Below are 25566 nucleotides of genomic sequence, written 5' to 3' on the forward strand. Positions count from 1 at the left end.
GAAAACCTCTTACTGTTTGCCCGATTTACCCAGCGCTTTAGCCACCAGTTGTTCGTAGAGTTCGGCGTAGGGTTCGACCGCCTTGCACCAGTTGAAAGGCGCCGCCATGGCCCGGCAACGCATGGCGTTGAGCAGGCCGGGGAAGGCGAACACCTTGAACGCGCGGCTCAGGGCTTCGCGATAGCTCTCCACGGTGGATTCGTCGAAAAGAAAACCGGTCACGCCGTTTTCAATGGTGTCGGCCAGGCCGCCGGTATTGCGCGCCACCGGCAATGAACCGAAGCGCTGGGCGTACATCTGGCTCAGGCCGCAAGGTTCGTAACGCGAAGGCATCAGCAGGAAATCACTGCCGGCAAACATCCGGCGGGCGTCGGTTTCATTGAAGCCGATGTGCACGCCGATTTGCCCGGGGAAGCGCAACGCCAGCTCACGCATGGCTTGTTCTTCTTCCGGTTCGCCGCGGCCGATAATCGCAATCTGGCCGCCATTGGCGACAATGTATTCGGCCACCGCTTCGGTCAGGTCCAGGCCTTTCTGGTAGACAAGCCGCGAGACCACGGCGAACAGCGGGCCTTCGGAATCATCCAGGCCGAATAACCGGCGAACGTGCGCCGCGTTGACCGCTTTGCCGTCCCAGTCGCCGATGCCGAACGGGTGGAACAGGTGCGGATCGGTGGCTGCGTCCCAGCTTTCATCGATGCCATTGGGAATCCCGCTGAGCAGACCTTGCTGGGTCTTGGCGGCGAGAAAACCGTCGAGGCCGCAGCCGAAGGCCGGCGTGGTGATTTCCTGGGCATATGTGGCGCTGACGGTGGTGATGTGGCTCGAGTAGGCCATGCCAGCCTTGAGGAACGACATCTTGCCGTAAAACTCCATGCCTTCCTGCTGCAAGGCATGCACGGGAATACCGAGTTCCGGGCATGAGCCGAGGCTGGTGACGCCTTGGTACGCCAGGTTATGGATGGTGAACAGGGTCGGGGTGCGTTGGCCACGCCAGTGCATATAGGCAGGGGCCAGGCCCGCGGGCCAATCGTGTGCATGCACCAGATCCGGGCACCAGTGAATTTGTGCGAGGTTGGCGGCGATATCGGCGGCCGCAAGCCCCAGGCGGGCGAAACGAATATGGTTGTCCGGCCAGTCGCGGCCATTGTTGGCGCCGTAGGGCGAACCTTCGCGCTCGTACAGTTCAGGGCAGATCAACACGTAAATGACCAGGCCGTCGGGCATGTCCATGCGCCCGATCTTGCAGGGCGGCAACGCGGCGTGCCCGCCCAGTTCACCGATGATATGAATTGGATTTTCGCTGTTCAGCACTTGCGGGTAACCGGGGATCAACACCCGGACATCGTGCAGGTGAGCCATGGCTCGCGGCAGCGCGGCGGAAACGTCTCCCAGGCCACCGGTCTTCACCAGATCGGCAATCTCCGAGGTGACGAACAACACTTTTTTCTTGTTGGGATTCTGACGGACTACCGGTGCCAACGCCTTGGTGACCGGGACGCTGACCGATTTGGCGGTAAGGGCTCCCACGGTGCTGGCTTCGCCGACCTGTTGATGAGCACGTTCTCCCTGAACATCTAACGCCGTATTGATCATATGCATCTCCCCGTGTTGTTGATCTGATTCCAAACCTGGCACAAACGGTGTTGGCCAATTCCTGTGGCCGGGCGCAAACGCGCTACGCATCGGTGAGCAAGTGCTGCCCATGCGCTGAAGCTCAATGGGTGAAGTGGCTGTTGCAAGGAATGCACCAGTCGCTGTGCCCTACCTTTCAGCTGACCTGAAGCCAATACGAAAAGTTTCTATTTATTTCACCGAATGACCAGTCGGTTTTATTCCCCGAAAACAGTCTAGGCCAGAACCTAGAGCGGGGTGGTCAACCGGACAAATTGTTCGACAATCGGTTGGGGGAGGGTACAAAACACACGGGCTTTATGGGGAAACGCACCGACGAAGGGCAGGTTTGTTTTTTTGGGTGGGTCAAGACGGGACCGGGAAGTCACGATAGTTGGGCACGATGGAATAGGGGTTGCACCATTGCGGTGCGCAGGATTTAGGAGGGTGTGGTGGATTTGAGGGACTCTTCGCGGGCAGGCCTCGCTCTCACAGGGGAATGCATTTCACATGTGGGCGCGCGGCTTGCCCGCGAAGAACGATAACGCCGTCTCAGCCCAGCAACCGAATCGGCGCCCCGGCCGCCCAAGCCTGAATGTCCTCGATCATCTGCGAAAAGAACAGCTGATAGTTCTGTCGGCTGACGTACCCGACATGGGGCGTGGCCAACACATTGTCCAGCGTTCTGAAGGGATGATGGCGGGGCAACGGCTCGTGCTCGAACACGTCCAGAGCTGCGCCCGCCAGGCGTTTTTTCTGCAGGGCCTTGATCAGTGCCGCTTCATCGACAATCGGCCCGCGCGCGGTATTGACCAGCCATGCCGTGGGCTTCATCCAGTCCAGCGCCTGAGCGTCCACCAGCCCTCGGCTGCGCTCGCTGAGCACCAGATGGACCGACAGCACATCGGCCTGCTCGAACAGTTCCTGCTTGCTGACATAGGTCACGCCGACTTCGGCCGCTCGTTCACTGTTGAGGTTTTCGCTCCACGCAATGACGCGCATGCCGAACACCTGGCCGAATTGGGCAACCCGTTGACCGATACTGCCCAGGCCGAGGATCGCCAGCGTCTTGCCCTGCAAGTCGCCACCCAGGCCTTGCTGCCAAAAGCCCGCGCGCAAGGCGTTGGCTTCGGCCACCAGGTTGCGGGTCGCGGCCATGATCAGTGCCCAGGTCAGTTCTGGCGCGGCATGTTTGTAGCTGTCGGTGCCGCAGACCTGGATGCCCAGCGCGGCGGCGGCCTTAAGGTCCAGGGCGGCGTTGCGCATGCCGCCGGTGACCAACAGTTTGAGGGTGGGCAAGCGGCGCAGCAGGTCTTCGTCGAACCGGGTGCGCTCGCGCATCACACAGATCACCTCGAATGCGCCCAGGCGCTCGGCCAGGGTTTCGTTATCGGCCGGGTAGTCATGGAAAAAACTCACCTGGCCGATGCTGTCCAGCACTGACCAGTCCACCACGTCGCGCGCCACGTCCTGCCAGTCATCGATCACCGCAATCTGCACCGCCATCAGCCTTACCTCATCAACGAACGGGATTGGTTTTGTTCAGCCAGCCGAGCAACGCCTGATGAAACTTCGCCGGCTCCTCCATCTGCGGCGCGTGGCCCAGACCCGGGAATTCAATCAGTGTCGACTGGGGGACCAGCTTCGCCACTTGCTTGCCGAGTACATCGTAATGACCGATTTTCGCCTTGACCTCGGGCGGTGCGATGTCTTTGTTGATGGCCGTGGTGTCGGAGGTGCCGATCAACAGCAGGGTCGGCACTTTCAGGTCCTTGAACTCGTAGTACACCGGCTGGTTGAAGATCATGTCGTAAATCAGCGCCGAGTTCCACGCCACCGCTGTTTTGCCCGGTCCTTTGGCCAGGCCTGCGTACATGTTCACCCAGCGGTCAAACTCGGGCTTCCAGCGGCCGTCGTAATAGGTGGTGCGTTGGTAGTCATGAATACCTTGCGCGGTCACTTTCAGCTCGCGCTCATACCATTGATCGACCGTGCGATATGGCACGCCGAGGGCTTTCCAGTCTTCCAGGCCGATGGGGTTGACCAGCGCCAGTTGTTCGACCTGATCGGGGTATTGCAGCGCATAGCGGGTGGCGAGCATGCCGCCGGTGGAGTGGCCGAGCAGGGTCGCCTTTTGTATGCCGAGGGCTTTGAGCAGTTRCTGAGTGTTGCTCGCCAGTTGCTGGAAACTGTACTGATAGTGGTCCGGTTTACTGGAGGTGCAGAAGCCGATCTGGTCCGGGGCGATGACCCGGTAACCGGCCTCGCTCAGTGCCTTGATCGAGCTGTCCCAGGTGGCTGCGCAGAAATTCTTGCCATGCATCAACACCACGCTGCGGCCATTGGCCTTGCCTTGGGCGGCAACGTCCATGTAGCCCATTTGCAGGGATTTGCCCTGGGATTGAAAGGCGAAATGCTTGACCGTGTAGGGGTAGTCAAAGCCCTGGAGTTCCAGGCCGTATTCTGGTGTTTCGGCCTGGGCCTGGTTCTGGGCATAAACGAGAACCGGCAGTGCCGCCGTTAGCAGCAGGCCGGGTAACCAGCGGGAAAGGATGGGCGACATGGGGAAACTCCACAGGAAATCCGCCGATGCTGGATTGGCGTGATTAGGGTGACATTAAACGCAGTCAAGCCATTCCCCTCGCGATGCACTCTTTTTGTAGCAGCTGCCGAGCCTGCGAGGCTGCGTTCGGCTGCGTAGCAGTCGTCAAACCAGAGCTTTCAGTGCATCAGGCAAACTGCGTCAGCCGGATTCACGAAGGCTTCGCCGCCGAACGCCGATACACGGGGCCTTTCGTTCAACCCATCGAGCCCAACGTGGCCATTGCCAGTACGCCATAGCGGGCACCCTTGGCGAGGGTCACGATCATCAGGAAACGCCCCAGCGGTTCGCGCATGACGCCGGCCACCAGCGTCAGCGGGTCGCCGATGATCGGTACCCAACTCAGCAGCAAGGACCAATGACCGTAGCGCAGATAATGTATTTGGGCTTGTTGAAGATGACGAGGGCTGACCGGAAACCAGCGCCGCTCGCGAAACCGCTCGATGCCGCGTCCCAGCCACCAGTTCAGCAGCGACCCCAGCACGTTGCCCAGCGTTGCCACTGCCAACAGCGACCAGAGCCAATACCGGTCGCTGAGCAACAACCCCACCAGCACCGCTTCGGACTGCAAGGACAGCAGGCTCGCGGCGCCGAACGCCGCGAGAAACAACCCGATGTAGGCACCGAACATCAATGGGCGGGGTAGTCCGCCACCACCACGTCAGTGCCATCCTTTTGCAGGCCGATCACCTGATAGGCATCGCTCATGCCGTCCATTTCCATCCCGGGCGAGCCCATCGGCATACCGGGGGCTGCAACTCCCAACAGATCGTCACGTTTGCTCAAGGCCAGCACTTGGTCGGCCGGCACATGGCCTTCGACGAACTTGCCGTTGATCAAGGCGGTGTGGCACGACGCCAGGCGAGGCGGTACGCCGTGTTGTTGCTTGAACTGGCTCATATCGGCTTCGACGTGGTCTTCGACCTTGAAGCCGTTGGCTTCCAGATGGCTGACCCATTTTTTGCAGCAGCCGCAATTGGCGTCGCGGTGCACTTCGATCGGGATCAGGTCGGCGGCCTGGGCCAGGGAGGAGATGAAGAGGGCGCTCAGGGCGGCCAGACGCAGGTGGGTTCGCATGGGAGTCTCGTCTCGGGTTACGGCCAAAAAGGTGCATTTTGACTCTTTTATCCGACTGGGCATTGCGCGAGTGTTTCTAAGTTATACAAGGTCGGCTGGCCAGATCATCGCAGGTTGATGCTGTCAGCTGAATGAGCGAGGAATGACAAAAATGTCAGGTGTGCCGTCTGAGCGTCGAAAACCGGCGCTCAGGGGGACTTACGAACTGTAAAATTTGCAAGCCTACGGCAAGGGCAACGGCTACCGGTCGAGCAACTTCATGACCTCTTCCGGATAGCGCAAGCCAGCGGTGGCATTGGCCGGGAATATCGCTTCAAGGGCCTGCAACTCTTCGCGGCTCAGTTTCACCTCCAGCGCGGCCACATTTTCCTCCAGGTATTTACGTTGTTTGGTGCCCGGAATCGGGATCAGGTAATCCCCTTGAGCCAAGACCCAGGCTAAGGCCAATTGGCCGGCTGTCACGCCTTTGTCGGCGGCCAGCGTTTGTACCTGCTGCACCAGCAACAGGTTTTTGGAAAAGTTTTCCCCTTGGAAACGCGGGCTGAAGCGACGGTAGTCGTCTGCGGCGAAGTCATCCGGGCTTTTCAGTGCCCCGGTCAAAAAGCCCCGGCCCAACGGGCTATAAGGTACAAAGGCCACGCCCAGGCGCTGGCATGCGGCCAGGCAACCGTTCTCTTCCTGATCGCGGCTCCACAGCGAATATTCACTTTGCAGGGCGCTGATCGGATGAACCTTGTGCGCTCGCTCCAGTGTATCGACCGAGGCCTCACTCAATCCCAGGTAACGCACCTTGCCGGCCCTCACCAGTTCGGCCATGGCGCCGACGGTTTCCTCGATGGCCACCTGCGGATCGATGCGGTGCTGGTAATACAAATCCAGGGTTTCCACGCCCAGGCGCTTGAGGGTGCCGTCGATCGCTTCGCGAATGTATTCCGGGCGACCGTTGACGCCACGCGCGCCGGGGTTGGACGGGTCGCGGACAATGCCGAACTTGCTGGCCAGGAACACTTGGTCGCGCTTGCCGACAATCGCCTTGCCGATTAGCTCTTCGTTGGTGTGTGGGCCGTACATGTCTGCCGTGTCGAGCAGGTTGATCCCCAGCTCCAGCGCGCGATGCAGCGTTGCCGTGGCTTCGCGGGTGTCCACGCCGGTGGTGTAGAAATCGGTCATGCCCATGCAGCCCAGACCGATGGCTGACACCTGTGGTCCGTTCTTGCCCAGTTGACGTGTTTGCATGAAATGAACTCCCTGTGGATGTAGGCGCTTAGTGTCGATCTCGACAGAACGAAGATAAACCGGCTAAAAGTGCTATCACTGTTCGTAATTTCTAAATAATCATCGAGTCCTGACCATGGATCGTTTAAACGCCATGCGTGTATTCACGCGAATCGTCGAACTGGGCGGCTTCGCCAAGGCGGCGGACAGCCTGCAATTACCGCGTGCCTCCGTGACCATTCTGATCAAGCAACTTGAGGCCCACCTGGGCGTGCAACTGCTGCAACGCACCACCCGGCAAATCAGCCTGACGCTCGATGGCGCAGCCTATTACCCGCGTTGCGTGCGGTTGCTGGCGGATCTGGAGGAAACCGAAGCCGTGTTTTCCGCTGCTCGCCACAACCCCAAAGGCCTGTTGCGAGTGGATATGCCGGCGGGAGTGGGGCGTTTGATGGTGATCCCGGCATTGCCGCAATTCACTGCACGCTATCCCTTGATCGAGCTGGAAATCGGTTTGAATGACCGGACTGTGGATCTGATCCGCGAAGGTGTCGATTGCGTGTTGCGGGGCGGCTCGGCCCTGGACGAATCACTGGTGGCGCGACCGCTGGCCACACTGGATCAGGTCACGTGTGCGAGTCCCGAATACTTGCAACGTTGCGGGACTCCGCGGTGTCTGGAGGATCTGAAGGGGCATCGGATGGTGGAGTACTTTTCCAATAGCACGGGCAAACGCTACGGACTGGAGTTTGTCGTCGATGGGCAGTTGCGGTTGATCGACCTGCCCAAGCACGTCGCGGTCAACAGCTCCGATGGCTATCTGGCGGCGTGTGAGGCGGGATATGGCTTGGTCCAGGCTCCGTATTATCACGTTGCCCGTCAATTGAAGGAGGGACGTTTGATCGAGGTCCTGAGGGATGTGCCGCCACCGGGTATGCCGCTGACGGCGCTCTATCCTCCTCACCGCCAGTTATCCCGGCGGGTTAGGGTATTTGTCGACTGGCTGGTGGAACTTTGCGCTCAGCCGGGTAATGACTTTTACAGGAAACCCTCACGCGGCTGAGCGGGCTCCAATGGGTGCATCGGCGCAGCGCTGGCTTCTCGTGGCGCTCGCGTTCTGCTGCAAATCGTCATGCAACTGTTGCATGTATACGCAGCCCAGATCGAGGGATCGAACCTGCACGCCCCGATGAAACAGGGCGAACCAGCCATTGTCACCTGACGTAGGCATCAAGCCGGTAAAGGCGAAGCCCAGCGCCGAAAAACTGCACAAGTCCCGGGCGAAGTGCCGGGACAGTTCGAGCCGTGCCGAGATCACCCAGTGCCCGGGCAGTTGCCGGAGTTGCTCAAGTAAATCATTGTTCAAATGCTGAATGATAATGTCGACCCGATGCTGATGTTGTTCAATTTGCAAGGACGTGGCGAGGCGCGGAGTGTCCTGGTGGGTTCCGAATACCGAGCACAGGTGTTGCATAAGCGCCCGGCAGCTTTCGGGCCATTGGATATCGGGGAGTGGTCGTGTGTGTCCTTCGATCATGTGGCAACACATCACCATGGTTTCCGGAAGTGGTTCGCCAAATGGCGAGGGGACGTAGTCGGGAAGCAGTCCAGTGTTGTGGAAACCGAGTTTTTTTGCGATGCGTTGCGTGTAGGGATGGTGGGTCACTTGCATGATCGAGGCGCTTTTAAGCCCCAGAGAACCTGCCTGTCTCAGCAGTTCGCGGCCCAGACGAGTGGCGATGTCCTGCCCCTGCGCGGCGGGATGTACCACGGTGAGGGCCAGTTCCGCGGTATTCGAAGGTGTGTCGCGTCGCAACGCGGCATGACCGAGGACGGCTGTGTCATCCACAGCCAGCATTGATTGCCAGTGACCCTCGGCATTGTGCTGATTGATCATGTTCGGCAGGTAAACATCCGGCTGAGCGTAATGATCGCCGTAGACTTCTTGAAACAATCGACTCACTGCGTTTGCATCGGAAGGGCGGTAGGCGCGAATTATCAACGGGGTCATCACACGAACTCCTGCAAGGGAACGTCATACACTCGCAAATCCAGCACCCGCAGTTGTTTGCCCGAGCGAGGGTGGAGTTTCAGGTCTGTGGTTGCGCAAGGCAGTACTCGAAACTCCAGCAGACCCTCGCGGCTCAGGTCGTCGATGGCGGGGTAGTGGGCGAGCAGCGCTTCACGCAATTCGCGGAGCACCGGTTCGACGGCTTGTAACTGAGGTTCGGGCACCCACTTCACGCTCAGCAGATCCTTGGGGCCGGTCTGCTCGATCAGCAATTGCCATTGTTCGCTGTGCGCTACACGCTGGACGATCTCGTGTATTTCTTCAGTGAACAGCGACAACACACCGACTCGTACTCGTTGACTGTGGGCACTGCGCCCTTTGAGCGCGAATTTACGCCTCGGGGTTGCGGCCGGCTCACGCCAACAGGCACGGTCGCCCACTGGGTAGCGCAGCAGCGGCATAAGCCGGCGTGTCAGGTTGGTCAGTACCAACAACCCGGTGCGATCGCACTCTTCAATCACTTCACCGGTGTGTTCGTCGACGATTTCCAGCAGGGTTTGTTGATCGAACACCCGATGCTCGCCCAATGCGCAGTCGCGATCGCTGGCGCCTATCAGCCCGGCGTCTACGCTGGCGTAGCCGATCGAGGCGATACGGGCATTGGGGAACATTTCCCCAAGGATTGCCAACTGCGGAGCAAACAGGCTTTCGCCGGCATATAACAGCGTCTCAACCCCGTACAACACACGCCGATGCTGCGCCAGGTAGGCGCAGAATTGCAGCAGTTGTGCCGGTACGCCGGCCAGAACGTTGATCCGATGCCGCTCTATGGCATCCGCCAATACGTCCGGCTCGACGTTTCCGGTGAACGGAAATTCGCAGATGGATCGCTCGACATAGGCCAGGGAGTCGTGGACGAACAGAAAGCTGGCGTAGAGATCCCCTGAAAAAAACAGGTTGGCAACCCGGTCGCCATTGTTCAGTTGAGCTGAGAGGCTGGCGCCGAACGTGCTGACCAAGGCTTGCCATTCCTCGTAGGAGTAAACCGCAAGTTTGCCTTGGCTGGTCGAGCCTCCGGTTTTTAATACCAGTGCATCATCGACATCTCCGGTCAGGACTGACCAATGACTCAAGTCGTTGCTACCGGACCAATAGTCGGCCACATGGGTTAATGGCAGATCTTTTAAAGTAAGCCCGTTCTCGGGCAAGTGTTCCAGATGTTTATGGTAGAAGTTGGAGTGTTGTCTTATATAAGGTACAAGTTGTTCAAGCGAATAAGTTGGCTTCACGGGATTCTCTTTTATAGTGGGCGTCTTGCGTCGACTTCTCTTATTTTCGTTGATCGATAACTAAGGGGGTTTTGCCACTGTGTTTGTTTCGGGTGAATGCTTGTTCAACGCATGTTGTCACCTCCACAATTAAAAGTTCAGCGCGCACCGCATTCGCCAAGGCTTCGTGGGTCAGCAGTTTTTCGTGTACCCACTCGGCGTCTGCATCCGCGAGAACGTACATGCGTTCGACCCCGTTGGCGGTGTGGTCCAGGACCACTTGAATGGGGGATCCCACACTGAGTTCCAGCGCCGCGGGCGAAATGAACTCCGTGCCAATGCGCACCAGTTTGTCGTGTCGCTGCAGCAGTTCGAATCGCGGCGTCTCCAGTCCGCAAGGGCAGGTTCCGGGTATCCAGCGGCCGGTGTCGCCGATGTCATATCGGCGCACGTGCTGACCCTGCCGGGCGCGTGACGTAAACAGCAGGCGGCCGATCTCATTGGCTTGTACCGGCGCATCCTGTTCGAGCTGGACGATTTCCAGATGCTGGATTTCGCTCATCAAGTGGAATACGCCGTCCGCCGTTGCCCGGCAGGCATGCCCCAGGGGGCCTGCATCGACGGAGCCATACATGGCGGAGCGAATCGTCGACACCCCACAGCTTTCCATCAGGCGCCGACTGGCTTCTCCCGGATGTTCGCCGCCAAGGAATACTTTGCCGATACCGGCATAAGCGCGAAGTCGGGCCTGCTCTTTGAGAAACAGCCGATGCAACGTGCTGGGCATGCCGATCAGCACGGTGACACGCTGCTCCACGATCAGTCGGGCGATTTCGCTGAAGTCATCGTCCTGGGGAGCCCCCATGGGCAAATGCACAACCCCCATCCGTTCAAGAATGTTGGAACAACTGAAAAAACCACCATAAAGGTTGCCGCCGTAGAACAGGTTCATCACCCGGTCCAGTGACGGATCGAGCCCGACGCAGAACATGCCGTCGGCCGAGGCGCGCATTTGTCGATGAAAGTCTTGATAGCTGAAGCCAGCCAGCGCCGGGGTCCCGCTGCTACCGCCGGAGCGGAAGTACAGCTGTGCTGCGGACCCGATCGGCTGGGCCATAAAAGTGTCCTTGTCCATGATCGGGTCACGGGATGTGTCGGGGGCGGGTGGAACTGGGTCGAGCGTTGCACGACCTGTTAAGACATGCTGGGGCAAACTCACCGAGAGGCGGCGACTCAGACGCGACAGCGCGTAGACGCCATCGTGGGGCTCGCCGGTGTATCCGTCATGGATCGATTCGCAAGGTGCAATGCGACTGACGCCGGCATTGACCAATGTTCGAACGAGCTCAGGCGTTTTTGCCGAGGGGGACATCAACGCGCAGCTTTGCAGGAAGTTGCGCCAGGGCTGCAGCGTCTCGGCGAGCAGATACTGAGGAACCGGTTTGAGCACAATCGTACGAAACAGCGGTGACGGCGCGAGCTTTTGATGGTGCTCCCAGATGACGCGCCATCCGAGGCCAGTCCACACTTGGCCGGTCTGATTGGCAAAGCACTGATCGAGCCGTGCCATGGCGGTGCGGGTGGTGATTTCCGATGCTTCCTGATCTGTCGGCGTTAATGCCGGCCAGTGTGGGGCGCGACGGTTGAAGGCTTCGGCCAGTCGATCTCCGAGGTTCTGCAGGACGGCCGGATCGTTGCTGTCCACCAGCACCCATTGAGGACTGGAACACGCTTGTTGATCCAGTCGACAGACTTCATCCGCCAGGGCATCGAGCGCCGAAGGCGACGCCGCATCAGGTGACAGGTAGGCGAAGCTGATCTTGTGTCCCCAATCGATCCAGCGACAGCCGGACGGGATCTGCTGGCGTATCGATTTAAGCGCCGCTTCTGCGCCCCAGGCGGATACCCCATCGGCCTTGGCGCAGAGTTGAGCGATATAGGAGGTGTCCACCGGCAGAACCGCTACGAATTCGGCCAGTCTGCCACTGGTRTCGCAACGCAAAAGGGCGGCGAGCAATTGTGCGGTCAAACCCTGATCGCTGGAGCTGGGGCGCAGCCAGTTGATGTTGCCGGCCAGCAGGCTTTCGAGGATCGCGCAGAACGCCAGCATCGGCGCATTGCCCGGGGTGATATGCACCACCAGCCCCAATGGATGCCAGCTTTCGAAGCTTGGCTGGCGGTAGTCGATACGCCGCAGTGAACGCGGTTGCGGGCCCAATTCCCGTTCAAGCTTGGTGCTCAGGTTGCTGCGCTGGCAGAAGTCGATAAGCCCCTGACATTGGTCGTCGTCCAGGGGCAGATCCAGGCTGCGAGCTTGCAACTGCGTGGCAAAGCAAGCGGCGGACTCGATCACGATATCGCTGTCGATCGGCGTAGCCAGCAGCCGGGGCAGCGGTTGCTGAAGGAGGTCGAGGGCGCTTTGGGCAGAGATGTCGTCGCGCAGTTGGCCATTGATCAGGTACATATCAAGCTCCCCCGATCAGTTCTGAAGCGGCCATGGCACAGCTACGACTGGCGCTGGTGCCGGCACGTCCATGCAGCTCGAACCAATCGGTCGTCAGGCCGCATCCGCAACTGGCGCCGGGGTGCAACGTTGCCAGATCTCCCATGACCACAGCATGAGCAGGGCTTGAGGAAATGTAGGGGGAGACGAATTCCAGCAAACCGCGCTGGCCGTAGGGCTGGACAGTGAAATCGGATGGGTTGCGCACGAAAACCTTCGAGTAAATCGGTACATGAAAATGATGGTGGGCACACTGGATATAGGGCACGGCATGCTCTACGGCGCCGTAGCCGTCCCGGCAGCGGGACAGGTCGATACCCAATTGCCGGTTGATGCGGGCATACAACTGATGCAGGGGAGTCTCCTGTGCCGCCTGGGTTTTCCAGCCGCCCCCCAGCAACACCAGTGACTGGGCAGGCAACTGCAAGTCGGCCACGCCTGTGTCCTCCATGTGCTGCAGTGCATGGGAAAGGAACGCCGGAAAACCGAGAATGCGAACGGGCAATCCTTCCTCGGCAAACTCCTGCAGGGCGCGAATGACACCGAAGAGGTCGAACTCGTGGCCTTTGCCGGTCAGACGCAAGCCGTAAGCGGCTCGGTTGACGGGGGCATAGCTACACAGAAATTGATCGGTATAGGCCGTGCCCAGGGTAATGACCGCCTCGGGTTCGTAGCTCAGAAGCAAATAATTGCAGGGGCTGTCCGGGGTGTCCCAGCCGTAGTGCCGGAAAATGTGGCTCACCATGCCTTGGGCGGCGACCATGCTGCGATGGTCGTAGCGCATGCGACTCTTCTGACCGCTGGTGCCGGATGAGGTCATCTCCAGCGCGCCTTCGCCTGTGGGACTGATCGGCATGGATTCCAGGCAATAGGGTTGCGTTAACGCGCAAAGCGCATCGGCGTGGGGTAGATGGATCATCAAAAGACCTATGGGGTGGTATCAGACGGCAAGCGTGATATGAGAGCGACGCAGAAACAGTCGTAAGGGCGCCAGGCACAAGAGTCCCGTGAGGCCGGCCATCAGGGCGAAGGCTTCAAGGCTGTCACCGGCACCCAGTGCGGCGATAATTGAGCCGCCGCCACCCATGACGGCGATGGAGATCATGCCGATCATGGCCGAGATCAGGCCTTTGCTGTCGTCGCTGGAGAACAGGGCGAGCCGGTACAGCGCGGCATTGCTCATGCCGAGACCGATGGCGTAAAGCGATAGGCAACTGACCAACAGCACCGTTGAAGCACCGGTGAACGTTATGGTGATCAATGCAATGAGCCCGCCGCAAAATGGCCAGAGCGCATATCGAATCAGTTGAGGCAGTTCAGTGTTGGCAATCAATCGGTTGAGTATCAGATTGCCGAAAATGACGGCCGTAAATACCGGGATTTGCCACAGGCCATACTGCAGAGGAGAAAGTCCCTGGCTCTGGATCAGCAAGATTGGCGCCAAACCGATCCAGGCAATCAACGGCAGGCTCATTAGTCCCAGGGCGACGGTAGCGCTCAGGAATTGTGTGTTGGTGAGCAACGCGGCGTATCGGCGCACGGTGCCGTTCCATTCAAAGGGCACTGCGGCCAATTGTTGACCGTCCTGGCGCGCGGTGCCCACGGTTTCCGGCATGAACAGGTAAAGCCCGAGCCAGACCGTCGCGCCGCCGACACCCAACACTAAAAACAGCTCCCGCCAGGAAAGCCATTCCAGCGCCAGGCTGCCGAGCAGGGGGCCGAGCAGCGGGGAGAGCAGCGCAACGTTCCCCAGCAACGCCATGATTTTTACCGCGTCGGCTTCGCAGAAGACTTCTTGCAGGGCTGGATAACTGACTGCAATGACAAAACCCAATCCGATGCCCTGAATCAGGCGCAAGCCGTTGAAGGCAAGAATGCTCTGCACGTAGAACGCCACGGCACAGGCCAGGGCGAACACCGCACAACCGATGAGCAACAGCCTGCGACGACCGAAGTGATCGGACAATGGTCCGATAAGCCACTGCAGAAGAACGCCGCCAATCAAGTAAAGATTGAAGGCATATGGAACGTGACTCGCACTGGCATCCAGTTGATGGGTGACGGTCAACATGGCCGGCATAATCATATCGCTGGCCATATAAGTCAGCAGTTCGAAAAGAGTGATTGCAAGACAAAAACCGAATAATCGAGGCGGACTTATATCTATCAAAGGTTTGCGCATGGCGTTCCCGTTGGTGCTGGAGTTGGATAAGGCAGCAGAGCAAGAGTAACCATGGCTCATGAATAATTACATGTGCTTATGTGAGGCTAAGAGTTTCAATACTTTTCGTTATGTGTCTGGCTGGAAGTTCAGGGGAAAGAGGAGTGGGGTTTTGTAAATAAAATTACAGAGAAATAAGAATAGTCCTACACAAAAATGCCCGCTATAGAGCAGGCATTTGTACGCGACTTGTAGGGTGATTTCTTCGTCTTGTGAGTGAATGGTAAGTTATTCACTGGTCAAGAAAGCAGTTTAACGTTATCGACGCTGATAGTAGCCGTGTCCGTCACGGTCGTAATGGTGGCCGCCATGCCAGCCGTTATTAGGAAAAATGATGCAGCCACTCAGGGTCAGGAGGGCGAGCAGTGGAATCAGCTTTGTGATTCGACGGAACATTTTAAAAATCCTCATGGTTATCGCCGCAATGAAGTCAAAACTCTTCATCGGCTGTAACATGAGACCCCGTTTGCAGCCCCGCATTCGCGCAGAACTGTAGTGGTTTGGTATGCAATCGGATACAAACCGGATACATTTTTTTGGTTCAGGAACCCGTAATGACCCAGTCGCAACGTTTGAAATACTCGATTCTGATTTCCCTGGTGGTACTGGGGATCATGTTCGGCCTTTCCTGGCTGCAGAACGCAGGGTTCATCAGCGAGAAGCTGTTCCAGTACATCGCCATTGGCGTGGCGGTGGTCGTGGTGGTGATCAATGGCGTGATGCGTCGCAAGGTCAAGCCTTGAGCGACGCCTGCTGGCCTGATTGCTCGCCATGAAGGACGGCGACAGCCTGTGGATGCAGGCTGTAGCTTTTGTCTGGATTGAGCGTGATAACGCCTTCACTGCACAGGCGTTTCAACACTTCGCGGACACTGAGAAAGGACAGGGGAATGTCCAGGTCCAGCAAATGACTGTGCACACCGCGCACACCCAGGCTGCGGTCGCCTTCGGCGGCGCTTAGCAAGGCGTCGATGACTTTCAGGCGAATCAGGCTGGTCCGCAGGCCAAAGCACTTGAGCAAAAACCTGATCCGTTCGTTGCCCTGGCGTTCGGTCTGTTGATTGCAGGCACCGGAGCTCATGGCGCTGCCCTTTGATGCATGGCTACCATCCGTTGGCAGTTGCGGGTTGTACATGCAAAAACTCCTTTCCAGAGCCTGATCATGAAAATGTGATGGGTGCTCTTGATCAATAAGACGAACGAGCCGGGAAATAATGAAGACCTGCATGTAGAAAATTTGTCGCCGCGACGTCAGCGCTCTGTGAGAAGGGCATTTGGGGATGCCCTCGAAGACCTAATTTTTTTGGTGTTCGCTTCGTTTTTCTGGAAGGCGCATTGCGTGTCATACGTCTTTTCGATCAGGAGCGAGCGTGATTATTTCCAGGCAGTTAACCAGGTTGAGCCTGGCGGGTGTGTTTCTGGGGCTGAGCCTTGGGGCAAACGCGCGCAGTCAGCCAGAGCAGGCGACGGCCGACATCCGTCGAACCAGTTTCGGCGTACCGCATATCCGCGCCGAAAACGAGCGCGGGCTCGGCTATGGCATTGGCTATGCCTACGCCCAAGACAACTTGTGCTTGCTGGCCAATGAGATCGTCACCGTCAATGGCGAGCGTTCGCGGTATTTTGGCCCGGAGCAGGTGACGCTCGAGGAGCGCGGTAACCTGGCCAGCGATCTGTTTTTCAACTGGCTGAACACCCCTGAGGCTGTCGCCGGTTTCTGGCAGGCGCAAACTCCGGAAGTCCGTGAGCTCATTGAAGGCTATGTGGCGGGTTACAACCGTTCGCTGACAGAGCGTCGAGCGCAAGGTTTACCGCAGCAATGCCAGGGCGAATGGGTGCGCGCAATTACCGCCCAGGACCTGGTCAAGTTGACTCGTCGATTGTTGGTCGAAGGCGGCGTGGGCCAGTTTGCCGAAGCACTGGCCGGCGCGACTCCGCCTAAAGCCGTCGCTCATGCGGCAGGCGACCCGGCGTCGTTCCAGTTGGCGACTTCACGCATGCAACGCTTCGCTCTGGATCGAGGCAGCAACGCCGTGGCGGTTGGCAGCGAGCGTTCGTTCAACGGTCGCGGAATGCTGCTGGCCAACCCGCATTTTCCTTGGGTGGGCGGGATGCGTTTTTATCAGATGCACCTGACCATTCCCGGCAAACTGGATGTGATGGGCGCCGCGTTGCCCGGTCTGCCGATGATCAACATCGGGTTCAACCAGCATCTGGCATGGACCCACACCGTAGACTCGTCTAAGCACTTCACCTTGTATCGCCTGCAACTCGATCCGAAGGAGCCGACCCGCTACCTGCTCGATGGCAAGTCTTTGCCAATGAAAAAGCAGACGCTGACAGTCAGCGTGAAGCAACCCGATGGCCAGACCCGGCAGATTTCCCATGTGGTCTATAGCTCGGCGTTCGGGCCGATTGTGCAATGGCCTGGAAAACTGGACTGGAACAATCAGTTTGCCTACAGCCTGCGTGATGCCAACCTGGATAACGACCGGGTCTTGCAGCAGTGGTACGCGATGAATCGTGCCGCCAGCGTCAAGGATTTACAGGCCTCGGTGCACAAGATTCAGGGGATCCCGTGGGTTAATACCCTGGCGGTGGACGATCAGGGCCAGACGCTTTACATGAACCTGTCAGTGGTGCCGAACGTCAGCGCTGACAAGTTGGCCAAGTGCAGCGATCCGCGAGCGGGGTTACAGATGATCCTGCTCGACGGCTCCAACAGTGCTTGTGCCTGGGACGTCGACCCGCACGCCGCGCAAAAAGGCATTTATGCCGCAGACAAATTGCCGCAACTGTTGCGCAAGGATTTTGTGCAGCATTCCAACGATTCGGCCTGGATGGCCAACCCGGGACAACCGCTCACTGGTTTCTCGCCATTGATCAGTCAGGACAGCCAGCCATTGGGGCTGCGTTCGCGCTTCGCCCTGGAGCGCCTGAGCTTTTTAAACAAGGCGGGTCCTATTGCGGCGGCGGATCTGCAACACATGGTGATGGACGATCAGGTGTATCAGGCGGCCCTGGTGATGCCGGACCTGCTGCAATTCTGTGCCGCGGACCTCGGCACCGATGCGCCGACGCTGACGCCCTTGTGTGCCAGTCTCAAGGCTTGGGATCACCGAGTGAATCTGGACAGTGGGCTGGGCTTTGTGCATTTTCAGAACGTCATGCTGGCGTTGCAGCAAACCCCTGACTTCTGGCGTGTGGCGTTCGATCCGAAGGATCCGCAACACACCCCGAGTGGCCTGGCCACCGAACGGCCGGAAGTCGCCAAAGCGGTTCGGGCGTCGATGCTGGCTTCGGTAGAAAAGGTCGAGACCCTTGGCCTGAAGGCCGACAGCCGCTGGGGCGATATTCAGGTGGCCAGCAGTGGCGGGCAGCAAACGCCGATCCACGGCGGGTCGGGCACGCTGGGGGTGTATAACGCCATTCAAAGCGTGCCGAGAACCGACGGCAAACGTGAAGTCGTCAGTGGCACCAGCTATTTGCAGGTGGTGACGTTCGATGACAAGGGGCCGCAGGCTCAGGGTTTGCTGGCGTTTTCGTTGTCCAGTGACCCGGCGTCGAAGTATTCCCGGGACCAGACACAGGCCTTTTCGAAGAAACAGTTGAGTGTGTTGCCGTTCACCGAGCAGCAGATCACGGCTGATCCGCAGTACCAGGCTCAGACGATCCGCGAGCAGGATGAAAAGGTGGGGAAGGTCGCCGCGCAGTAACAGCGATAGCTTTCAAATGAAAAGGTGAAGGCCGCACCTCGCAAGGGTCGCGGCCTTCAGCTTTTTGGGGCTTGTTGAGGCATTGAGTTGAGGACCGGATTGCCGTCCTGGTTGCGGGTCAGGTAGACCGGCAGCACCTTGGGCAGCGAAGCCACCAGGTTATTGAGCTCTTTGATGTTGTAGATACCGCCGAGGCGAATCGAACCAGCGCTGTGGTCCGCGAGCATCACCGGTTTGTTCAGATAACGATTGATCAAGGGCAGGGCATCGGTCAGCGCCAGATTATCAAGCACCAGTTTGCCGCTGCGCCAGGCCAGCGACTGGTCGTTGGCATAGGTCTGGCTGATTTGTGGCGTGAAGTCGCCGTGCCTGTAACGTGCCTGCATCGCAGGTTCCAGGCGTAGACCGTCGCCGGGCAGGGCATCGTTGCTGGTCACCAGCACGGAACCCTCGATCAGGTTCACGCGTACCAGGTCTTCATACATCCAGACATTGAATTGGGTGCCGGTGACGCGAATCCTGCCGTCGCCCGCCCTGACAATGAACGGGTGCTGCAGGTCGTGGCTGACGCTGAAGAAGGCTTCGCCTTTTTTCAGCGTGACACGACGTTGATCCTTGTAATTGCTGAACGTCAGTTCACTGCCCAGGTTCAGCTCCACCTGGCTGCCGTCACCCAGCGTGACCTGACGAACATTATCGGTCGCCTCGAAATGCTGGTAGGCATTGGGCAGCCACCCCAGGTTCCATCCGGTATACGCGGCCAGTGGCAGCGCCAGGGCGCAGATCGCGGCTGCGATGCCGAAAGTGCGCCAGGGTGTTGTCGGTTTGAGCCGAACAGCCGGTGTGACGGATTCAGGACGAGGCAAATCCCCCGCAACATCCCAGATCTCCAGCATGGCTTCGTACTCGAAGGCGTGCAGCGGATGGGCATCACGCCATTGCTCGAACGCCAGGCGTTCCTCTGCCGTGCAGTCGCTGGCGTGCAGACGCATGCACCAGTGCGCAGCGGCATCGGTGATGGCGTCGTATTGGGCTTGCGAGAGAGAGTGGTCGGTCATTGACTCATCCTGATTTCCTGCATTCTAACCTTGAGGGAAAGCCTGCGAGAACAATCGTCATGGCATTTCCCCATCAAAGTCGAAGTTATTTTCAGGGCACTGACATTGCGCCAGTGCCTGGTGACCGCGTTTCAGGGGGTGTCGACGTGAAGTTGACGTCCCAAATGAGAGATAAGCCAAGCGACAGAGTCAGCATTGGCCAGCTGGACAGCCAGTCTTGTCGTCGCATCCTTTTTGAAATGCGTGCGTGCTTCGGCCAGGGTTTTTTTTCCGGTCAAACTCAAAATCCGGTCACGTGTACGGTTGGTTTCCTCGTAGAAGGTTTGACCAAAATCTTCCCATACATTTGTATCGTCATTCAAAACGGCGAACAGTTCGGATAAGGGGGTATGGATTGAAAGTGCTTCCTTCTGAAGCTGTGTCAGCGCCTTGCTCAAATGGTTGCCACGGGGCGTAGTGGTATCAATCAGGTCGACAAACGGTCTGCTTGCATCCATATAAGCAATATCCTCCGTGTCACAAATTACATGCGACAGCTCGTGGATCAACGTCGTTGCGCGGGCGTGGGCACGGATCGGGAACGCGGCATCGGTCATGTAATTACGGTAGTGATCCATGTAAGGCATAAAATACTTCTCTGCCAGGTAGATTTTTTTCTGTTGATCGGTAGGGATCGTGAAGGCAAACATATGGTCCCGGTCACCGGGATGAGCTCTCCCGGTGACGAAGCGTTCCGACTGCTCGTTCCTGAGGGTCGGATCCAACAAGGCACCGAGAATGTCCTCTACGACCTTCTGGATCATCGTCACATGCTCGGGCGATATCTCCGACACATCAAGAAACCTCCTGACGAGCTGATGAACCGGTGTCTCTGTGTCGCCTGAATTTTTCAACAGTTGCAAGTTACGAAAACCGTTCCACGCATAGGTAGTTGCGAAGTCAMGGCCTTCGTCGATCAGCCGCGCCCGCACAGGGAAGAGCCGGCGTATTTGAGCCATTCCGTTGGCTTCGACGTTCATCCCGCCACGGACAGCGTTCCACGTTTTCAACCTCTTGATCAGGCTGTACTGACGAACCAGCTCATCCGGTTCCCGCACCCACTGCTTTGAAGCGTTTCGAGCAACATGGGGGCCGCTTCCGTCCGGACCGCTGATGCGCCAGCGCAGGCCACGTTTTTCGAGTTGATAGACCTTTCCTTCAACCGCACCGTATTTTTTCTGTGTGGTCGGGTGCGTGTAGAGCCCAAGGGCGGTGTCCCGGGTCATCGAGCCAAGGTTGACATCAACGTGCTCGTGGTTCTGCAAACCGGTGCGTGCGGGATCGGTAGTGGCGATGTCTTGCCATTTAAGGCTGGCACTGGCTGGGGAGGGGGAAGACTCGCTGGCCGCTGCAGAGGGCTCTGCCTGGCCTTCCATTGACTGGCGCAACATCGCCAGTTGCGTGATGCCGCTGATAAAGGATGTTATCGCCGGGCCCCATTTGTGTTGTTGAAGCTCCTCCGCAGACTGCTTGACCTCACGATAGCTGCGCCACACGACAATCGGGTAGGCCAGTTTGCCCATCAGGAATGTATAGGCCTGTTCCAGATCGTCACCCAGTACACGTTTTACGGTTTCCCACTCGCCTTGAGCGTCTTTGTTGGACTGGGTGCCCAACAGTCGCGCGAGGAGTTTGATATTTTCGTTGAACAGGTGCCTGAACAGATGGCCCTTGATGGGGTTGGAGGCCAGACTGATCTTGCCGGACGCTTTCGTACCCGTCACATGGGTGTCGTAATGCGTGCGGCCGGTGTCCGACAGCCTGTTGCGCACCCAACTTTGTAATGGCCCTTGTGACTTGAGCTCGGTCAGCAACAGCTTTTCGTTTTCATATTCCTTCACGCCATGCTCAGGGCTATAGGGCGCGATAAGCACCTCGGGTCCCGGGGTGTTCTGTTTGGGGCCGATCAAATACATTCCCGGGACTTTGATCGACTGGTCTTTACCGAAGAGAAGCTCAAGTGGACGGATTATCGCATTCGTACCGCTGACGGCCTCGCGGGCGATTGCATCGGGCATGTCCATGACCTGCCGAACGAGGTCGAGCCCGGTTTCGCTCAGGCGTTCCTGCAGTTTTAGCGAATGCGCGTAGTGCAGCAGTTGCCAGGGCAATTGTGCGGCGAACAGCTGTCTGCAGGATTTCGCAGTGGTGCTGGTTTCGGCAAGCGCCGCCTCCACAAATTTTTTGTGGAACTGACCGACATTCAGCTTTCGTATCAGGCTCTTGATGTAAGGCTTGTCCATTTTGGCAGGGATGGCGGCTGAGGTGAGTGACTTCAACTTGAAGTCGGCACTGTCCAGTTCATCAAAGTGAGTCAATGCAAAAGCCGACAGCGTTAACGTCTTTGCCGTGGACATCAGGCGCGAGGCAACCTGCACCTGGACGTTGTCCGGATCAATGGTCAATTCATCGGCCTTGAGTAACTCTTTCAACTCGAACTGTGCCGTGCGTTCAAGAGAGCGCACGCCGCTCAGGTAATCCTTATCGTCCTGGGCATTGTTCAGGTATTGCTGAAGCAGTTCTGCATGCAGTCTCTGATCCTGTATGGACGCTTTGGCCAACCATGCCGGAAGCTTTTGTTGTGTCGTCAGAGAGCGCGCGAGGTCTGTTGCCCGACGCAGCCCCGTCATCGGTTTATGCAATGCCACCAGGCTCAGTAGATTCTTCAGGACCGGTTCGGTCAGGGGGGAGGCCAATGCGCGTTCGACGGACAGTTGATCCAGCCGAACAAATGGTTTTTGTACGTGATCCAGAAAATTCTCATGAATCAGCTGTAATGGCGCGAGGGTAAAGGTGCGCCCTGATGTTCGCTGGCTTCTTTCGATATTCTCCAGAATCGCTGGGCGATCGTCCTCGCTCTGCAAACGTTTATTGAACGCTGTCAGCAGCGGTGTGAGGGCGGAAAAGGCTTCGAATCCCGAGGCGGGGGTCCATAAAATCGCCTTGCCGGAGTGGGTCGGGTCCAGGCCGCCGCGTTCGGTGAGCACAAAACAACTGGCGAGATCGAGCAAGTCACTGGAGTCGCCGGCCTTCAGCGCAAGGGAAAAGACGTCCGGCAGAAAACCGTTCAGCGCTGCGCGTTGCAGCCGGACCGGCGTCTCAAGCACCGTCTTGATCATTGCCAGTTCCGTCGTCCCAAGCGCGCGGATGACACCCAGCAGCTTGTGCTCGCTACGCAATGCGGTGGTCAGGGTATGCACAAACTTGGGTTGCAGTTGCTCAAGGGACGAACGGGTGAGGGTTTGTGCCGCCGCTAACGTTTTAACCGAAATGGACGGGTGTTTATCCAGCTGTTGCTCGAGTGCCTGCTTGACGGTGGAGAGACTTTCCAGTTGTTCTTTTGCCGATTCTGCCCGCACGGTGGCCGGTCGGGCACTCCATCGCTGATCGGCCCGGGTGCTCCAGCGGCCGTTTGCATCGCCGGTCAACAGGCGATTGTCGATCAGGCCCCGTACATCCAGCGCATTGTCGAGCAACGCATGCACATTGAGCGTGCCCTCGCTTTCCCGGTACCGGCTCAGGGCGTAGGTCAGGTTCTGCCATTGCTTGGCCCGGACATCTTCCATGAGTCGCTCAAACACCTGGCCGCTAATCGGTTCAGCAATGATCAGGCGCTCCTGTGGCTCAAGCGACAGGAAGGTGCCGCGTTCCTCGAGGGACATGAAATTAAGCAGATTGTCCTCGTGACCTTCACTTTTGAGCATGGTCAGTATCGTGTCTTTTATCGCTGCAAGATCGGTACTGGCCTGGATGCCTGAGGAGTGGGTGTACAGGTAGCCCAAGGTGTCCGAGTTACCGCACATAAAGGTGGATGCGAGCTCTACGTAATGTTTGTAGAGGGCGCTGACACGTACGGCCTCGACCCGTAACGGAAGGGCTGGCGCAGGCGCGGCGCCGCTGACGCTCATCAACTCCAGATATTCAGTGGTGTTCAAAATACCTTGCTGACGTTTTCGCAGAAGATCCACATGATAGGCATCCCGCATGCCCTCGGCGAAAAGTTCGGAACGGGACTGCCCGCTGCTCATGGGAGAATTCCAGAAGGTTTCGAGCAGACTTTGCAGGTGGGGCGTGAAGCTTTGCGCGATCTCTTTTACCTCGAGTTCCCAGGCCTGGTTATCCGCGTCGCTGCTCACACCGTGGCCGGGGTTGGAGAAGGTCCTGATGTCGCCATCCGGCCATTGATTGGTCAGGTAGAAGTGCAGCAGGGCATCGCTCAAAGACAGCGAAGAAAGCTTGCGCCGGTTTTCCGGGTTGTCGGTATTGGGGGAGGGAGAAGCGCTGTCGATAAAACTATCCAGTTGCGTACGGCGCTGGTCCAGTTTGGGAAAACGCTTGGCCAGGGCGATGTTGAGCAGCTCGTCCAGCATCGATTGCAGCGACGGAATTTTCACCAGTTCAGCCAGCATCGTCTGGATGTTCTGCGTCTGGTTGCGGTCGAGGATCTGCTCCTGGTCCTGAAACCCCGCCCCCTCGATTTTTTGCGGCGTCACTGTCAAACCCGTGGCAGCCAATGCAGTCGCCCGCTGTTCGATAGAGAGATAACGCAACAGCGCCTGCTTGCCGTCGTCCTGGCTCAGCAGTTCCTCGAGTTTCTTGGTGAGGTCGGTCATGTCCGCGTATTTGACGAGACCTTTCCACGGTGTGTAGAGGATGACTTCGCCGTTGGCCTTGTGTTCGTTTTTGACATCGTCCTCGACTTTGGGGTGACTCATGCAAAACGCACCGGCCAATGGAATGTCAGTCCCGTCGGGCATCTTCAACATCAACCGATCTATCTGCATCGGAGTCTTTTGGGCTGCGCGAACCTCGTGGGTGGCGAGATAGACACCACCCCTCAACCATTTCAAATCGTCAAGAGTGAGATGCAGCGCTTTCTCGCGATCACCGGGGTGTTTGGCATTGGATGCACGTTCTGCCTCGTCGAAAAAATACGGCAGTGCTGGAGCAGTCATGATTTTTCCTCGATGGGCTGCGATCGATGGCGATCGCAGGTCGTTGGCTCGAGGGAAAACAGTAGGGCCAATGAAAAGCCCGGGTGCGGTACATATTGCTTGAGCTTATCCTTTGTCGCAGGCTTGACAGGACGCCGGTAAAACAGCGCTTAATCGACGACTTTTTTCGGTTGTCCTGCAACCTCGCTTGACCTGTTGCCCATACCCAATAATAAAACCGGAGCTTCAGATGACCGCATCGCCTGAAATGGCCGTCAACTCGAACACACAGAACCTCGACTTCGACGCGCTCGTTCAATTGCTCGAACAGATTTTCCTGCGCCATGGCACCTCGGCCGATGTCGCCAGAACCCTGGCCCTCAACTGCGCCAGCGCCGAACGTGACGGGGCTCACAGTCACGGCGTTTTCCGTATTCCCGGTTATGTGTCGACGTTGCAGAGTGGCTGGGTCAATGGCCAGGCCGTGCCGGTGGTCGAGGACGTGGCCTCGGGTTTTGTCCGGGTTGACGCCGGCAATGGATTTGCCCAACCGGCCCTCGCGGCGGCGCGGCCCTTGCTGGTGGAAAAAGCCCGCAGTGCCGGCATTGCGGTGTTGGCGATCCGCAATTCCCATCACTTCGCCGCCTTGTGGCCGGACGTCGAGCCGTTTGCCGATGAAGGGTTGGTGGCGCTGAGCGTGGTCAACAGCATGACCTGCGTGGTACCGCACGGGGCCGATCGTCCGCTGTTCGGGACCAACCCGATTGCCTTCGCCGCGCCCAGGGCCGGCGGTGCGCCGATTGTCTTCGACTTGGCGACCAGCGCCATCGCCCATGGCGATGTGCAGATCGCCGCGCGTAAAGGCGAACGCTTGCCAGCGGGCATGGGTGTGGACAGCCTCGGCCAGCCGACTCAGGACCCGAAAGCCATTCTCGAAGGTGGCGCGCTGCTGCCGTTTGGCGGGCACAAGGGCTCGGCGCTGTCGATGATGGTGGAGTTGTTGGCGGCGGCGTTGACTGGTGGCAACTTTTCTTTCGAGTTCGACTGGTCGAACCATCCGGGGGCCAAAACCCCCTGGACCGGGCAACTGCTGATCGTGATCGATCCGAGCAAATCGGCGGGGCAGAATTTTGCCGAACGCAGCCAGGAACTGGTCCGGCAGATGCATGGTGTGGGGCTCAAGCGTTTACCGGGGGATCGGCGTCACCTGCAACGCGCCAAAGCCAATGTTGAAGGCATTGCGCTCGATCCACAGACGCTGGCGAATCTGCGGGAACTGGCCGGGTCCTGAGCCCGTTCCCACAGATCA

The 25566-nt window shown here is 58.3% G+C and carries 19 protein-coding genes; 4 read left to right on the forward strand and 15 right to left on the reverse strand.

What is annotated here, in order from left to right; translation table 11 throughout:
- Positions 1-9 precede the first annotated feature (9 nt).
- From glgA to AC1DIS_RS24355, 6 genes are all read right to left on the reverse strand, one after another.
- The gene (glgA, locus tag AC1DIS_RS24330; RefSeq protein ID WP_018926120.1) at positions 10-1596 is read right to left on the reverse strand and encodes a glycogen synthase GlgA; all 1587 of its coding nucleotides are present in this window, start codon (positions 1594-1596) and stop codon (positions 10-12) included.
- Positions 1597-2166: 570 nt separating this feature from the next.
- Positions 2167-3120, reverse strand: a complete 954-nt coding sequence (locus AC1DIS_RS24335; protein ID WP_477743014.1) for a D-2-hydroxyacid dehydrogenase family protein — start codon at positions 3118-3120, stop codon at positions 2167-2169.
- 13 nt (positions 3121-3133) lie between these two features.
- On the reverse strand, positions 3134-4177 hold the full coding sequence (locus AC1DIS_RS24340) for an alpha/beta fold hydrolase (protein ID WP_477781129.1): 1044 nt from the start codon (positions 4175-4177) through the stop codon (positions 3134-3136).
- Positions 4178-4412: 235 nt separating this feature from the next.
- The gene (locus AC1DIS_RS24345; protein WP_477743016.1) at positions 4413-4847 is read right to left on the reverse strand and encodes a YqaA family protein; all 435 of its coding nucleotides are present in this window, start codon (positions 4845-4847) and stop codon (positions 4413-4415) included.
- Positions 4847-5293 (reverse strand): DUF411 domain-containing protein, encoded by a 447-nt coding sequence (locus tag AC1DIS_RS24350; RefSeq protein ID WP_018926116.1) that lies wholly within the window; start codon positions 5291-5293, stop codon positions 4847-4849. Before AC1DIS_RS24350 ends, AC1DIS_RS24345 begins: the two co-directional genes overlap by 1 nt.
- A gap of 240 nt (positions 5294-5533) precedes the next feature.
- Positions 5534-6529: an aldo/keto reductase gene (locus tag AC1DIS_RS24355; protein ID WP_192350653.1), complete on the reverse strand. Its 996-nt coding sequence runs from the start codon at positions 6527-6529 to the stop codon at positions 5534-5536.
- A gap of 115 nt (positions 6530-6644) precedes the next feature.
- Here AC1DIS_RS24355 and AC1DIS_RS24360 point away from each other — a divergent pair, with 115 nt between their 5' ends.
- Entirely contained in the window at positions 6645-7571 is a 927-nt protein-coding gene (locus AC1DIS_RS24360) for a LysR family transcriptional regulator (protein WP_064618143.1), read from the forward strand.
- On the opposite strand, the gene AC1DIS_RS24365 is transcribed toward AC1DIS_RS24360, so the two are convergent.
- The 6 genes from AC1DIS_RS24365 to AC1DIS_RS24390 form a co-directional block, all read right to left on the reverse strand.
- Positions 7560-8519, reverse strand: a complete 960-nt coding sequence (locus AC1DIS_RS24365) for a GNAT family N-acetyltransferase (protein ID WP_018926113.1) — start codon at positions 8517-8519, stop codon at positions 7560-7562. The genes AC1DIS_RS24360 and AC1DIS_RS24365 overlap by 12 nt on opposite strands.
- Complete coding sequence (locus AC1DIS_RS24370; RefSeq protein WP_167331179.1) at positions 8519-9808, reverse strand: phenylacetate--CoA ligase family protein; 1290 nt, start codon at positions 9806-9808, stop codon at positions 8519-8521. The genes AC1DIS_RS24365 and AC1DIS_RS24370 overlap by 1 nt, the downstream gene beginning before the upstream one ends.
- 40 nt (positions 9809-9848) lie before the next feature.
- Positions 9849-12251: an aldehyde dehydrogenase family protein gene (locus AC1DIS_RS24375; protein WP_018926111.1), complete on the reverse strand. Its 2403-nt coding sequence runs from the start codon at positions 12249-12251 to the stop codon at positions 9849-9851.
- 1 nt (position 12252) lies between these two features.
- Positions 12253-13209 carry a LuxE/PaaK family acyltransferase gene (locus AC1DIS_RS24380; RefSeq protein WP_477781130.1) on the reverse strand — a complete coding sequence of 319 codons (957 nt, stop codon included), beginning with the start codon at positions 13207-13209 and terminating at the stop codon, positions 12253-12255.
- 21 nt (positions 13210-13230) lie between these two features.
- Positions 13231-14472, reverse strand: a complete 1242-nt coding sequence (locus AC1DIS_RS24385; RefSeq protein WP_477743017.1) for an MFS transporter — start codon at positions 14470-14472, stop codon at positions 13231-13233.
- Between the two features lie 297 nt (positions 14473-14769).
- A complete protein-coding gene (locus tag AC1DIS_RS24390; protein ID WP_018926108.1) occupies positions 14770-14907 on the reverse strand; it encodes a hypothetical protein in 138 nt (45 codons plus the stop codon).
- Between the two features lie 158 nt (positions 14908-15065).
- Between AC1DIS_RS24390 and AC1DIS_RS24395 the strand changes: the two genes are divergently transcribed.
- Positions 15066-15254 carry a hypothetical protein gene (locus AC1DIS_RS24395; RefSeq protein WP_018926107.1) on the forward strand — a complete coding sequence of 63 codons (189 nt, stop codon included), beginning with the start codon at positions 15066-15068 and terminating at the stop codon, positions 15252-15254.
- On the opposite strand, the gene AC1DIS_RS24400 is transcribed toward AC1DIS_RS24395, so the two are convergent.
- Complete coding sequence (locus AC1DIS_RS24400) at positions 15244-15645, reverse strand: hypothetical protein (protein ID WP_018926106.1); 402 nt, start codon at positions 15643-15645, stop codon at positions 15244-15246. The genes AC1DIS_RS24395 and AC1DIS_RS24400 overlap by 11 nt on opposite strands.
- A gap of 235 nt (positions 15646-15880) precedes the next feature.
- On the opposite strand from AC1DIS_RS24400, the gene pvdQ reads away from it, so the two are divergent.
- A complete protein-coding gene (gene pvdQ / locus AC1DIS_RS24405) occupies positions 15881-18226 on the forward strand; it encodes a bifunctional acylase PvdQ (protein ID WP_477743018.1) in 2346 nt (781 codons plus the stop codon).
- Positions 18227-18282: 56 nt separating this feature from the next.
- On the opposite strand, the gene AC1DIS_RS24410 is transcribed toward pvdQ, so the two are convergent.
- Both AC1DIS_RS24410 and AC1DIS_RS24415 read right to left on the reverse strand, forming a co-directional pair.
- Positions 18283-19284, reverse strand: coding sequence for a FecR family protein (locus AC1DIS_RS24410; protein WP_477743019.1), 1002 nt, complete (start codon positions 19282-19284; stop codon positions 18283-18285).
- A gap of 131 nt (positions 19285-19415) precedes the next feature.
- Entirely contained in the window at positions 19416-24278 is a 4863-nt protein-coding gene (locus tag AC1DIS_RS24415) for a dermonecrotic toxin domain-containing protein (protein ID WP_477781131.1), read from the reverse strand.
- Positions 24279-24507: 229 nt separating this feature from the next.
- On the opposite strand from AC1DIS_RS24415, the gene AC1DIS_RS24420 reads away from it, so the two are divergent.
- Positions 24508-25548, forward strand: a complete 1041-nt coding sequence (locus AC1DIS_RS24420; RefSeq protein ID WP_018926102.1) for an Ldh family oxidoreductase — start codon at positions 24508-24510, stop codon at positions 25546-25548.
- The last annotated feature ends 18 nt before the right edge of the window (positions 25549-25566 follow it).

It is taken from the genome of Pseudomonas sp. 05N433 (assembly GCF_056396925.1).